Annotated in this window: 6 protein-coding genes; 2 read left to right on the plus strand and 4 right to left on the minus strand. The window is 38.6% G+C overall.

What is annotated here, in order from left to right; genetic code table 11:
* Positions 1-264 precede the first annotated feature (264 nt).
* On the minus strand, positions 265-2994 hold the full coding sequence (locus tag IPI59_06005; GenBank protein MBK7527099.1) for a D-alanine--D-alanine ligase: 2730 nt from the start codon (positions 2992-2994) through the stop codon (positions 265-267).
* Between the two features lie 234 nt (positions 2995-3228).
* Complete coding sequence (locus IPI59_06010) at positions 3229-4377, minus strand: hypothetical protein (GenBank protein ID MBK7527100.1); 1149 nt, start codon at positions 4375-4377, stop codon at positions 3229-3231.
* A 459-nt stretch (positions 4378-4836) separates the two neighbouring features.
* Between IPI59_06010 and IPI59_06015 the strand changes: the two genes are divergently transcribed.
* The gene (locus tag IPI59_06015; GenBank protein ID MBK7527101.1) at positions 4837-5514 is read left to right on the plus strand and encodes a sigma-70 family RNA polymerase sigma factor; all 678 of its coding nucleotides are present in this window, start codon (positions 4837-4839) and stop codon (positions 5512-5514) included.
* A 62-nt stretch (positions 5515-5576) separates the two neighbouring features.
* Positions 5577-6212 (plus strand): hypothetical protein, encoded by a 636-nt coding sequence (locus IPI59_06020; GenBank protein MBK7527102.1) that lies wholly within the window; start codon positions 5577-5579, stop codon positions 6210-6212.
* Positions 6213-6240: 28 nt separating this feature from the next.
* Here IPI59_06020 and IPI59_06025 read toward each other — a convergent pair whose 3' ends face one another.
* Both IPI59_06025 and IPI59_06030 read right to left on the minus strand, forming a co-directional pair.
* Complete coding sequence (locus IPI59_06025; GenBank protein ID MBK7527103.1) at positions 6241-9225, minus strand: CHAT domain-containing protein; 2985 nt, start codon at positions 9223-9225, stop codon at positions 6241-6243.
* A gap of 345 nt (positions 9226-9570) precedes the next feature.
* Positions 9571-14322 carry a T9SS type A sorting domain-containing protein gene (locus IPI59_06030; GenBank protein ID MBK7527104.1) on the minus strand — a complete coding sequence of 1584 codons (4752 nt, stop codon included), beginning with the start codon at positions 14320-14322 and terminating at the stop codon, positions 9571-9573.
* Positions 14323-14463: the final 141 nt, after the last annotated feature.

Raw genomic sequence — 14463 nt, forward strand, 5'->3', positions numbered from 1 at the left:
TTATTTACGACCTATTCTAATTGGGTTAAACAATATTGTTTTATTCAATTTTTAATCGGGAATTGGGCTTGGAGGCAATAAAAAATAAGATTTTAACTATTTTAGTCTTATAAAATTAAAGGACAAGCTAAGGTTTTTCTCCGGATAATGGGAGGTTGTAATTGCCATCTTGGGCATTTTCCGGATCAATTTTTGTAATTTCTTCAAGCTATGCTTCAAAACAGCCAGCCGTATCAACTTTTATTGTTCTATTTGCATATATCTTTATTTGGCCGATGCTTTCTGTAAAGCAAACTGTAAAATTGCATCTATAAATTGGTAGGGCGTGTAGCCTGCTAAAGCGCACTGATGAAAAATAGCGGTTGCGGGGGTCATGCCGGGCAACGAGTTTATTTCTATCGGAATGGTGGTTACCTGGCCATTGGCACTTATTTTTACAAAGGCATCAATACGGGCGTAGCCGCAAACATTAGCTAATTGCGCCGCTTTTTGCAAGGTTTGCCGCACCTGTGCCGATATGCGTTGCTGCTCGTTAGGGGTTTTAGCATAGCGCGCAGGGGTTATATTTTGCCCTTCGCCAGCCAAAAATTTTTCTTCGAGCGACAGCACCTCATCGGCTGCCAAAGTTTCTGAAGGTTCAAACATTTCGAATTGCAGCGTAGTAATATTTTTCTCCTCCGGATATTTTGTGAGCAACCCGCCTGTAACTTCTAAAAAATGTAGGTCGTCGGGCTCTTTTTCTATTAATCGCTCGGCCAGAAAAACGGTTTTTTGCGGAAATTCCTCGTTAGGTTTCAGACGCAACACCTCGGCGGGTTGAGGTAGTAGTTTGAGCTCCTCTCTAAAAATTAGGCTACAATAGGCAGCCAGTTCGCGCTCATTTTTAATCTTTTTAACTGCGCTGCTACAGCCGTCGTCTGTTGGTTTGGCAATAAACGGGTAGCCGTAACGCTGCTCAAGGTCGGTATAAACGGCATTAGGGTTTTGCAGCCAAGCAGTTTTTTGTACCAAATACTGTTGCGCAATGGCAATACCATTTTTGGCTAATAGTTGGTTGGTTGCGTATTTATCAATAGTAAGTTGCGAGCTTTCGACCCCCGACCCGTTATAGGGCAGCCCTATTTTTTCGAGTTCAATTTGTAAGTAGCCATCTTCACCAGGGCGGCCATGTAGGGCAATAAATACCACATCTGTTTGTGCTTTTAGCTGGGCAAAACTTAGGCGTATAGGCGCGCCCATTTGTGCATTAGGGGCATAAGTAGCTGTTATAGCGGCGCATTCGGTTTTTATAGATTCAATAAGTGCGTTTGCCGAGTAAAAGTCAACTTTTTCTTTAATATCGTCTGCATTATCTTTAAGCATTATATTTACTGGAATCCGGAATAATTGCATGTCATCGGCACTTCCGGTTAAAAATACCGGAAAGGGGGCATATTTATCGCTCGAGGCCAATTTTTCGTAAATATTGCGGCCACTTTCTACCGAAATATGGCGTTCGCTTGACCAGCCTCCCATAATTACAGCTACGTTTATTTTTTTGGATTTTGCTGTTCTAAGGGCTTCAATTTTTGCATCTAAATGTTGTAATTGCGCGGTAAGTTGGGGTAAATTTCGGCCTAAATGCTGCCGCTCGGCCAACGAATTACGAATAATAAAAGTAATAAACTGCGAAGGGTTTAGCCCAATTTCGGCTGCCTGATGAAAAAAGAACGAGCTGGGCAACATGCCCGATGTGGTGTTGGGGTCGTTTAGGTAAATGCGCCCGTCTGTATTAATAAACCCATCAATACGTGCATACACCTCGAACCTAAAAAAGGTAAACAGTTTTACACACTCGCTGCGAATGGCATTAACCAAATGCTGCGGCAAACGAATGGGTGTTAGTTTGCGCGACATTCCGGGCAAATATTTCGAACGATAATCGTACAAATCGGTGTTTTTTACAATTTCGGTAGGGGGCAAGGCAATGGGCTGGCCGTTGTTATTGCGCACTACAATGCACGAAAACTCTTGGCCATGCAAAAACTCTTCGCAAATTATTTCGGTTTCGCGTTCAAAGCCTTGCAACAGCAGGGTTTGGGGTGGTATGGGCTGGTTAAAATACGCTTCAATATAGTTTAATAAAGTCTCGGGGTGGTATAGTATTTTTGCACTTGCGTCGGTTAGGGTTGTTTGTTGTTCTGGCGGAATTATTTGTGCGGGCAGGCCTACCCCTTCGCGAATATCGGTTTGCTGTGCTACCCATTTTATTTTATCGGTAAGGGTAAATTTTTGCCATTCTTTGTAGGTAATTTGGGCTATAAATGCGGCATCGAGCACATATTTTTTAAACAGTTCGAGGCTGTGTTGCCTTAAAAACCTTGCGCCTATACTACTGCCTTGGTTGGAGGGGCGAATGACCATTTGCTGGCCACCTACCGCCTCAAGGGCTTGTTGGTAGAGTTGCTGCCATTTTTCAGGATTTTGCAGCGCTTCGCGCATCCGGATGATATAGTGGCGCGGGGTGGCAAATCCGCCTCCGGGCATAGTTGCCTTTTGAAAAGCTTTGCTCATGCCTATCGCCGAAGGTAAAATGCCCGATGCTGTGTATGGAATGCCCGCCCATTGTAAAATGCCCTGTATGCTGCCGTCTTCGCCATTTGCGCCGTGCAGGCATAAAAAGGCAAAATCAATGTATTGTGAAAGTTGGTGGGGGTAAATGATAGTGCCTATTTGACTGGCAGCAGCAGTGGCTTGTTGGGGGTTAAGCGACTCGGCATAAATTTGAAATTTGTTGGGCGATTGGGGCAGAGTGTTGGCGGGGGGGTAAAAGTCGCGGATGCTGCCTTTATAGATGTATTGCCATTGCAACAAAATAAAATTGCCAAACGAGTCAATAAATATAGGTACGGCGGTAAACAGCGATTTGTCTAAATTATCAAAAACCGTACGGCCCCCGGCAAACGATATTTCGCGTTCGCGGCTTTGCCCTCCAAAAAAAATTCCTATGCGCATATAAAAAACTCGCTTATTAACAAGTATGTTTTGCTGAATTTAAGGCACAAAGGTACGGTTTTTTAATTTTAGTGCGATTTGATGCTTTAAGGGGGCTGTGTAAATGAAGGAAGCTAAAAAATGCAAACAAACAGTATAAATTGGCGCTTGATTATTTTAGAACAAAACAAATGCGAGGCATACAAACACCTCGCATTTATTTATTTGATTATAATTTGGTAAAACGATAGGTTTTTAGCGAATAAATACCATTTGTGACCTAACAAAATTGCCGTTTATTAACGATATTATTACCTGTTGGTTGGCAGAATTTTTTAGGTTTATGTATTCTTTGTTGCCCGTGGCTTTTCCGTTATATAATACAGCGCCTTGTATATTTGTAATTTGCAAACGCGTGTCTTGCGGGGCAGTTACCCATATTCCGGAATTTTCGGCGTGAGCGTAAAATATTGATTGAGGTATTTTGACCTCGTTTATATTTGTAATATAATTTGGATAAAAATAAAGTTTACCAATTAAATTCCATTCACCTCCGGATGATTGTTCGTAAACTTTGTAGTACCAAGGGCAAAGGCTGTTATTGAGGTAAACTATTTCAACCCTAAGTCCATCTTCAAAAACTCCCATAGGTTTTTCCACAAGTTCAACCACTTCCAATTTGCCTGAAGCATCGTAGTCGGCGAAGGCGTAAATTGTTTCAATAAGTTGTTGTGTGCTTTCGTTCCATTCGTAAACTAAGGCTGTAGTTGTATTTTCGGCTGTATTGTAGCTCAACTCTAATTTGCCGTCCATAATTCCGGTGGCAATATTTGTTGCGGTAAGGGTTTTGAGCGAATCATTGGCATCGTAAGTAGGTTTGTAGGTTGTTTCTAATACCAAGTTTGTTCCGTTCCATTCGTATTTTTCAACGCTATCAAGTTGCTCGGCGGCAGTATAATAGTAAGTCATTTTGGAGGAGGGGTGCCAACTCATATCTATTTGACTCCATTGGAAACTCTGCTCTGTTTTTAATTTTCCGGATGGCGAATATTCGAATAATTTCTTTTTGTAAGGCTCCATCAATCCGGTAACATAGCTTTTTATATGTGTTTCAAGCGAGTCGAAGGCTACGCCGTCTTTAAAGGATGGTTCGGTAAATTTTGTTATTTCTTCGGGGAAAAAAAAGTTTGGTTGTACGGTGCCGGCGTGCGGGTAACAAAAACTACGCTCTTTGAGGACAATGGCATTTGAGTCGGCAGAAAATTCGTGGTATTCGTTGTAAACCGGTTGCCCTAATCCATTAAAACTCGTACTGTCAATGCTTACTAAATCTTTAAATTCGTAAGTATAAATTGCTTTTGCATCACCATCGTATTGATGAAAAATTTTAGACCCTGCATTCATAGAGTCTATAGGTGATAGAAAAAAATAGCTAACAATAGAATCGGGTTCGCACAGACTACCCTCTTGCACCGCGTTAGTTTTAAATGCCGCAGATTTGTTTTTTTGAAATTTAGATATAATTTGAAATAAGTTTTGACCATTAGTTTCAAACAAAGTGAAACATAAAAGACAAAGAAAGAGTATCTGTTTCTTCATATTTATAGTATTAAAATAATTAACAATTTCAAATAAGTATTTATTTGGCTTACTCCAAACTATTGTGGCAAAGTTAAGTGAATTTTAGGCTATAACCAAACTATATTCGTAGGGGCAAAACTAAGAAAATGTAAATCAGTCTTGATGAAATAACAGTAGGTAGGATTTTACCTACTATAAGATAATTTTTTTAAAATTTGATAAAGTTTTAAAGTAACTTTGCAAAAAAAACACTAAACGTACTAACTTTATTGTACAAATTGCATGAGTAAAGAGGAAGGAACAAATTTTATAGCGGCGTTCAGGCAAAATAATACTGCCCTTATTGAAGCCGCCCGTAAAACATTACAGCCAAGAATGGTAGCCTACTTAACGAGGTACAAACATTTAATTAAAGGCAATATTTTTGATGAGGCCGAAGAATGGGTGGCCGAAGGAATTAATACTTTTTGGGAGCTTTGCCAAAATCCGGATTTTACTTTAACCGGCTCGCATTTAGCCTATTTATGGGTAACTTGTAAAAACAAATGGCTCGACCACCTACGGCGGAAAAAAAACTTTTTAACTTTGCCAATTGACAGTTTACCTAACCTCGAAACTATAGAACAAACCGACAATCAGATAAAATTAGAATTACCAAATATAATTGACGATTTACAGCAAAAAGTACTCGAAACTATAAACAACAAACTAAGCCTAAACTGCAAACAACTTTTTTATTGGCGATACGTTGATCATAAAAATTTTAAAACTATTGCGCAAAAACTTAACACTTCAGAAACCGCCGCCCGGCAACGATTTTTTAACTGCAAATTGAATATGGAAAAAATTTTTCCGGAAAATATACAACAAGTTATTGCCAATATAACTCCTACCACATTAGCCGAACTTTTATCGGCAACCAAATTTTTAGACGATTGGGCTTCAGAGTTTAGCATCTAATTTTAAATAAATACACTTAGCAGAATAAATTATACCGTTACCATTATTCCACTCTTCAGCAAATGAATAATTCTGACCAAATATTGATAGAAAAATATATCAACAACCAATTGACGGCAGCCGAAAAAATCAGTTTTGAACAACAACTAAGCGTTGATACCGACTTGCGCGATGCAACTTTTAAAGCCAAATTGTATTGGGCTATGCTTCAGCATCCGCTTGGGAAAAGCCTTTTAATAGACAACGTGTTAAACAATAATAATACCGTCGAAACTGCCCTTTTACAGCAAACTTACACCTTAGAAGAAATTTTAGACATGTTTACCCCCATTGATTATTTAGAGTCAGAAGCGATTACGCGAGGTGCGGCACCAAAAAACCAAGCTACTTTGGTAAACTTAGTTGTTGCCCCACCAAACAGTATTGATTGCACCAACATGCCATTGTCATTTATACTTCATAACGCACTGCCATACCCCTTGTTTATTGTTGTTTACGATAATCTTGAAGAAGAGGTTTTACGCCAAACAATACCAGCCGACAGAACTAATTTTGAAGTAGCGGTAAACAATTTAGCACCCGGACGTTATTATTGGCGCATACAACTTGACAAATCGGTTAATAACGAAACACTGCGCCGGCAATATGGCACAGCCACCGGCAGTTTTACCCGGTTTGGGCATTTATACCAGTCGTAAAAATTGAATTTATATTGGTTTAGCTCAATTATTCGCCAATTAACACATAACCCGCCCAGTTTTGTGGTAGATACCCTTGTGTAATTAAGCTAAGTTTTGCTTGCCTAAGTGCTTGGGCATAAGTTTGCCCTTTTAAAATATTTATAAACAACTGTTTTGTAAGTAAATACGATTCTTTGTCGTGAACTTTAAACAAAGTAAAAATCACATTTCTTGAGCCGGCATATAAAAACCCTCTGTTCATTGCCAAAACACCCTCGCCTTGGGTAAGTTTTCCTACGCCGCTATCGCAACAACTAAGCACCACCAAGTCGGCATTAAGTTGTAAATTATAAGCATCGGTTAAACGCAGCACATAATCGAGGTATTGGTTGTTATCGGCAGGGCTAAATAAAAAACCCGACAAATTGGGGCAGTTGGGGTCGTAGTCGCCATGCCCTGCAAGCAGTACATATTTATATTGCCCCACTTTTCGAATAAAATTTGGCAAAGTAGCCGCCTCGTGCAAAACCGACTCGGCGGGCAGTTGGTGGTGGCTAAAAATTTGATGTACTTCGGTAATTTCGAGTTCGCTGTAGGGTAAAGCAGCGCAATTTATGCCATTTATTTGCGTTGAACGATAGGTATTTTTCCGGAAAATTTGACCTATATTTTTGCGTTTTCGCCTCTTAGAGCGCAGCATTGCAATAGCTTGAGTTTGCGTTATTAGTTCGTCGGCATCTTGAGCATTATTATTAATATTTAATGCTGGAGCGGCAGCAGGCGGGGCAGCATATACGGGGGCAAAACCAATAAACCCTTGCTGGCTGATAGGTTTTTGCGCTTGTTTGTTTTGTTGGTAGTAATGCCAAAGCGTAGCTGAAAAATGGTAACTAATATTAAACAAGTTGATTAAATAGGGCATGTTCAGGTAGGGCGTGCGGCGTGCGGTAGGCTGGGTAAGTAGCGCTTCAAAGGGTAGTTTGGCTAAAAAATCATCCGGAATTATAATCAGCGAAGTATCGGCTTCTACCATAAAATGTTTAACAACCGGCTCAACTAATAATTGGTAAAGTTGGTAGCCTAAATTTTCATATTCGGTTTTGTGCTTATCTTCAATACCAAACAGCAAAAAGTTTTCAATAGCATCGTTTAATGATAAATTGCCAAATTTATTGGTGGTTGTTTGTTCAATAAAAAACACTTCGTTGCGCGAAATAGCAAAAATATACACCTCGTTGTTTTGCGCTACATGATATTCAATTAGAATTTGTTGAGGTGCTAATGCGGCTTGTATTTCCGGAATTGAGACAGTCTCCGTTTGGTATTTTAGTAAGTAATAGTCCGGATACTCGGTTTCAAAGCGGGCAATTAATTCATCGTAAGCCAATTTATGCGTAAAAAATTGCGCTTGCAAGTTTTGTAAGGTTTCATTGGCTTGTTCTAATGTGTGCTTGGTATTTCTTGTTTTTTCTTGTTGAATGCACTTTTCTAAATAGGTTAACTCGATGCGCAAATTACGCGCTTGCTCAATTAACGCTTCCGGAATATTACTGCCAAATTGTGCTGTGCGCTCTTTAACATTACCCAATAATGCTGCGGCCTTGCATTGCTCTGTGGTTCTAAAAGCCAACTCGTAGGCGTGGTTGGGCAATGTATAACCCATTTCGGCACCTGCTGGCGTTAGTTGTATTTTTTTTGAACTAATAACCTGCTGGGCGTGGTGGCAAACATGCAAAACAGGGTCCAATTCTTTTTTGACTTTTTTGGCAAAGACCATTAAATTATCGGTATCTAAAAACTGTTGCCTCATATTATCAACAATATGCCCTGCCGCCACGCCGTGCCCCAATGCAGCTAACAAATAGTTAAAATTTTGTTCTTCGTCTTCTTCATAAATTGAGTAAACCACTTTTATTTTACAGCTAATTGTTTCTAAAAATGTAATACCATCCATGTATTGATGGTATTTAGGTAGTTGGTAATAATTGGTTGATGCGGGTGCTGGGTCAAAAATTACATTGTTTTTATAAAGTGCTTGCTGCAAATAGTGTAATGCTCCGTTATAATCATCTTTAAAAAACAACATTGCCCCCAAAAAGAAATAGCTACTGGCAGTATAGGGGTGCATACTTCCAAAATGAGCATCAAAAATTTTTATTGATTGTTTAAAGTAATGCTCAGCAAGGCGATTTTTCCTTAAAAAACTAAATATTAGTCCTATCGAGCGCAAAGTACATCCCCCTAAATCGCTAACATGTTGATTAATGGCAAATAGCACCGCTAACGCTTTTTTAGCCAGTTTTAATGCCTGTTTAGGGTTAGTGCAAAAATTAGATTTTAGGTTCAAGCTATTGGCCAAATAAAAATCTTTACTGCTCAAGTGCTCTTTAATTAAGTTTATAGAATTGTCAATGCTTGCCATAGCTAATTCTTTCTCGTCTAAACCAAAATAACACGAGCCCAATATGGCATAACAATTTATCAAGGCCAAGGGGTTTTGCGAAGCCTGGTGTTTTTTATTATAGTTAAAGGCTTGATTTATATAAGAAACGGCATAACTTAATTGCATTTTCTTTTCGTAGGCAGTTGCAATATTAATATACAATGAGTAAATTAAGCCATGTTTAGCCGGCGATTGCAATTTGCATAGTTGTAACGTTTTTTTAAAATATATAATTCCCTTTTCGTAAAAACCTTTGGTGGCATAAGCAGCACCTAATAGGTTGTAGCAGTTTATTAATAACGGATAATCTTCGCCCAAATATTTTGTTATTACGGCAATTGCATTATTGGCTGTTTCAATAACTTTATTTTGCTGGTTGGTAGCGTAGTGGGCATTACCTAAAGCTATAGCTGCTGTAGCCCATGGCTCGTAAGTTTGGGCTTGTTGGTAAACAGGTAAAATTTGGGTGCAAAGCGATATAATTTCGTTGTGTTTGGCCAATGGCACCAAAGCGGTTATTTGTTCTAAAATGGCATTGGCTGCCTCAACGCTGCGTGTTGAAGTGAGTGGGGGGGTATTTTTGAGCATAGAGTTTGGTGAGTTTGGACTGATATTTTACACAATACAAAATAATATTTTGGGAAAAAATTAGACAGCTATACACCCATAATTATGAAGTTCGTTAATTTTGGGCATTTTATTTCAGTTAATGGATTTTTGCTGTAAATATTAATTAATTTATCGAACTTCTGTTTGTTGATATGTTTTGTTTTAAGGTTTGACATAAAGAAATATTCGTTGGTATGTTTTGAAAAGCAAGGTAAGAAATCGTTTTCATTCAAAAATGCTATTTTTACCGATAGGAGCAAACATAATAGGACTTTAGTCAAATAGAAAGTATTATCTTTTTTGACCAAACTATTGATAAACACTTTATATTACAATTAATTTTCCGGTTAATATTTGTTTATAATTAAGCGTCAATTGACAAAGATAAATTCCGGAGGGCAAATTATTTTGAATAATTTCATTAGGTAATACATTGTTTTGAGTATAAACAACCTCACCAAAAATATTAAATATTGTAAATGCCGATGTTTTTATTGATGTGCTACAATGGTAGTTTAGAACAAAACTTTGCCCTTGTAAAACAAGCTTAGGATATATTGTTAGCCAATTATATTTATTGGTTTGCCAATTAGTTTGCAAACCAATAGTTGTTATCGTTAGTTCTTGTTCAAAATAACTGGTGTCGTTACAAGCAATAGCTGCTAATTGAACAAGATAGGTGCCATTCTCTGCATATTGATGCGTAGGATTTATGTCGGATGATGTTTGTCCGTCTCCAAAATTCCATATATATTTTCCTAATGGGTCTGAATTAACATTTTGGCTTAAATTGGTACAAACTATCCCTCCAGTACCGTTGTCGATAACGTCAAACAAAGCAATAGGATCGGGTAAAACGCCTATTAGATACATACTATAATTACTTTGGCAACCATTGCTTGACTGCGTTGCGTAAATACTATAAAATCCGGACTTGTCCTTGTCAAAATAGTTAGGCAAGGCAATGGTGTTGCCCGAAGCAAGAAATGACGTTAAATTGACATCGCTATACCAGTTAATATTGTTGCCAACGGCGGTTATGCTTGCAGGTAAGGCATCGCCTAAACATATACTAGTATCGGCGGGTAAAATTGGTTTATTGGGAAGGTCGAGAACAATAATATTATATGCCGCAGCATTACTTTGGCAACCATTGCTTGACTGCGTTGCGTAAATACTATAAAATCCGGGCTGGTCTTTATCAAAATAGTCAGACAAGGCAATGGTGTTGCCCGAAGCAAGAAATGACGTTAAATTGACATCGCTATACCAGTTAATATTGTTGCCAACGGCGGTTATGTTTGCAGGTAAGGCATCGCCTAAACATATACTAGTATCGGCGGGTAAAATTGGTTTATCGGGAAGGTTGAGAACAATAATATTATATGCCGCAGCATTACTTTGGCAACCATTGCTTGTCTGCGTGGCGTAAATACTATAAAATCCGGACTTGTCCTTGTCAAAATAGTCAGACAAGGCAATGGTGTTGCCCGAAGCAAGAAATGACGTTAAATTGACATCGCTATACCAGTTAATATTGTTGCCAACGGCGGTTATGTTTGCAGGTAAGGCATTGCCTAAACATATACTAGTATCGGCGGGTAAAATTGGTTTATCGGGAAGGTCGAGAACAATAACATTATATGCCGCAGCATTACTTTGGCAACCATTGCTTGACTGCGTTGCGTAAATACTATAAAATCCGGGCTTGTCCTTGTCAAAATAGTTAGGCAAGGCAATGGTGTTGCCCGAAGCAAGAAATGACGTTAAATTGACATCGCTATACCAGTTAATATTGTTGCCAATGGCGGTTATGCTTGCAGGTAAGGCATCGCCTAAACATATACTAGTATCGGCGGGTAAAATTGGTTTATCAGGAAGGTCGAGAACAATAATATTATATGCCGCAGCATTACTTTGGCAACCATTGCTTGTCTGCGTGGCGTAAATACTATAAAATCCGGACTTGTCCTTGTCAAAATAGTTAGGCAAGGCAATGGTGTTGCCCGAAGCAAGAAATGACGTTAAATTGACATCGCTATACCAGTTAATATTGTTGCCAACGGCGGTTATGTTTGCAGGTAAGGCATCGCCTAAACATATACTAGTATCGGCGGGTAAAATTGGTTTATCGGGAAGGTCGAGAACAATAATATTATATGCCGCAGCATTACTTTGGCAACCATTGCTTGACTGCGTTGCGTAAATACTATAAAATCCGGGCTTGTCCTTGTCAAAATAGTTAGGCAAGGCAATGGTGTTGCCCGAAGCAAGAAATGACGTTAAATTGACATCGCTATACCAGTTAATATTATTGCCAACGGCGGTTATGCTTGCAGGTAAGGCATTGCCTAAACATATACTAGTATCGGCGGGTAAAATTGGCAACAAAACATCGTTGAAATTAGTAATGTTAATTGATAAAAATTGATTACAATTTTCAAATGTAACGTTTATCCAGTACCATCCGGGTTTTTCTATTAGTGAGTTAACCTCATTTCCAACTTCACCATTTATATTTTCAAAAAAAGTTAATTTATCGCTTAAAAACAAATTTCCATTTGAATCGTAAATTGGAATTAAATTTAAATCGTATGGAACACACAAATTTATTGCTGGTATTGGGGCCAAAGAAAAATTATCAAAAGGTTTCACCGTTATAGGTTCATAAACAGTACAACTATTTAGGCTGGCACTAATAAAATAAGTACCGCTTAGGACTGAAGTTGGATTTTGAATTGAATTTCCAACTAACCCATTATCATTAATCAAGTAATCAATAGTGGCATTTGTTAATCCAATTCCGGAAATTGGCACTTTAGTTAGGTCAAATGGAAATTCACATGATTCAATAGCCACAAATTCATCAATTGCAAGATCATCTACCACCTTAGTAGTCTGACAATATTGGTATTCACAAACCTCATCGTAGGTTAAATTATAACAAATTGTATGCACACCTATTCCGGCGGTTAAGGGGTCGAAAAATGCTGTGCCGTTGCCATTGTTATTGATACCAGCACCTGTGTACGAGGCGGTAATTACATGGTCAGGTGGACATCCTAAAAACCAAGTATTGCTAGCACCCCAGTTTCCAACCATAGGTCCGGATGGTGGCCAATACTGCCCCGATATATTATCGTAAATAATATAGGCACCCGTTCCTTCATTGAAAGAGCAATTCGCTTGGCCGTTGTTTTTATTATCGTATATCTTGAAAGTATAAGGGCATCCGGAGGCTGGTAATGAGCCAGTATTAAAAACAGCTTTGTTTTCCGGGTTTATCGGGTAGTCTTTTATTTGGTTTCCGGATATAGTATAAACAGCGGTATTATTGGCATCAATAATTTCAAAACTATTCTGATTAGGTGCGGAGTTGCGGTAAATAACTATGGTATAAGATGCGTTTGATGTTGTGGTGTCGGGCAAAGCATTAGCAATTAAGTTAATGGGTAATTCTTTTGTGCAATAAACACTATCCATTTTTGTAAAAGTCAGATTGGGTGCTTCAAAAAAATAATTTTGGTCGGGCATGGTTTGTTGGCAGCCTTGCGGGTCAGTAACTTCTATTGAAATGGTTTCGTTGTAATTAAGTCCTTCGACCAATAATTTACCGCCGTACCCTGTGGTTAAGTCCTCGGCAATGGGGTTGCCATTCGACATAAAGTCAATAGTGTATAGCCCACCGTAAAATTCGGGATAACCACCCAAAAAAGTAAGTTCTAATCCCCGGCAGGTTTGGTTGCCTATGGCAATAATGGGGTTTAGGTAGGTTATGCCCACGGCGCCGTTATAGTCGTAACAACCATCGCCGTTGGAATCTAAATTGGGGCAAGGGAAGCCACTACCTATACAGTCGTCAACAAAGGGCACATAATAAATAGTATTGTCGGGAAAATCGTTGGGGTCGCTGCTGTAGGGATATTGTTTGGTGTTTAAAAAGCAGGTTCTTATTAGGTGCATAGTATTTTGGTAGGTATTATTCAGGTAGGGGTCTGAGGTTATGGTTAGTTCTCCTGTCCAAAATACACCTGTCCATTTGGGGTCTTGGTCGAGTAGGGCTTCAACCGGGAAGCCTTCGTTTATAGAATACGACATGCCGGGGTATGGCCCTGTAGGTGGCTCTGTAAAGTCCATATTCGACATTATTTCTATGCCATCAGTGAAGCATAAGATAAAAGGTTTTGAAGTAGAAAAATAAGTATCTGAGCCATTGTAAATGCCTGCATCTTTTGTTTTTCCGGTAATTGTTACAGTTAAGGTGCCAGCATCTGAACCACAAGTATTGCCACAAAACTTACCGCCTTCTAAAATACCTGATGGCTCCATTTTTTGTAAACATCCAATAGCATCTGTAGCTGTTATTTCTAATTTACCAAGGCCTTTTGGCGTTGAATTAGGATTAGTCACATCGCCAATAGTTATTATGTCTTCGTTTTTTACGTTTGCTATATTATATATTGTTTCATTTACATTGATATCAACCGAAAAGGTTGTTCCGTTTGTTTGCGCATCGCCTCCAAAAATTTGAACACTGTACTCGAGGCAGTTTTCGCATACGTCATCATCACATTCTACTCTTAATGATTGTATGTTTATTTCTTTATTCATATAAACGAGTAAGCATTCATCACTTACATCAAAACAAGATTCTTTTAGAAAAGGTGGATTAAGTTTGCAATTAGCTAATGTAACTGCTCGTACACAATAAGTTACGCCATTGTTTTCGGGTAATATGTAGGCGGGGTTACCAATAGCAGAAAATCCAGCAAAATTAGGGTCGTTATAGGGATTATTCCCCGAGGGCTGCGCTCCAATATCTGACTTTTTAATATGGCCAGAAAAAACACCTAATGGATCATCCATAACCCAAAACCCCCAAGCTATACAGCTATATGGTTCATTGACGTTTGTGAAGCCGGATATTGAAATCATATTCAAATTGTCTTTATAGCAAACTGTTATATTGTCTGTAAAGTCAATAGTTCCGGCATTGGCGTTACAATTTTGAGCTAAACTAACGCTGGTAAAGTTCGTTATAAAAAATAAGGCTACAAAAAGATAAAGCTTCATCATAAATTTAAAAATAAATTAGTAAAATCAATGCTGAGGTAAAAATTTAGGCGGCTACGCCCTATCTTGTATGGTTAGGCACTTTTAGACTTATTTTTGGCGACTTAAAATTACAAATACAAGTAGTATATTTTGGAGCATGAT

The organism is Sphingobacteriales bacterium, assembly GCA_016706405.1.
Classification (GTDB): domain Bacteria; phylum Bacteroidota; class Bacteroidia; order Chitinophagales; family UBA2359; genus BJ6.

Bases quoted from the DNA above. Each gene is read 5' to 3' on its own strand.
- IPI59_06020 (MBK7527102.1), top strand. From the start codon at position 5,577: ATGAATAATTCTGACCAAATATTGATAGAAAAATATATCAACAACCAA.
- IPI59_06010 (MBK7527100.1), bottom strand. From the start codon at position 4,377: ATGAATGCAGGGTCTAAAATTTTTCATCAATACGATGGTGATGCAAAA.
- IPI59_06005 (MBK7527099.1), bottom strand. From the start codon at position 2,994: ATGCGCATAGGAATTTTTTTTGGAGGGCAAAGCCGCGAACGCGAAATA.
- IPI59_06025 (MBK7527103.1), bottom strand. From the start codon at position 9,225: ATGCTCAAAAATACCCCCCCACTCACTTCAACACGCAGCGTTGAGGCA.
- IPI59_06030 (MBK7527104.1), bottom strand. From the start codon at position 14,322: ATGATGAAGCTTTATCTTTTTGTAGCCTTATTTTTTATAACGAACTTT.
- IPI59_06015 (MBK7527101.1), top strand. From the start codon at position 4,837: ATGAGTAAAGAGGAAGGAACAAATTTTATAGCGGCGTTCAGGCAAAAT.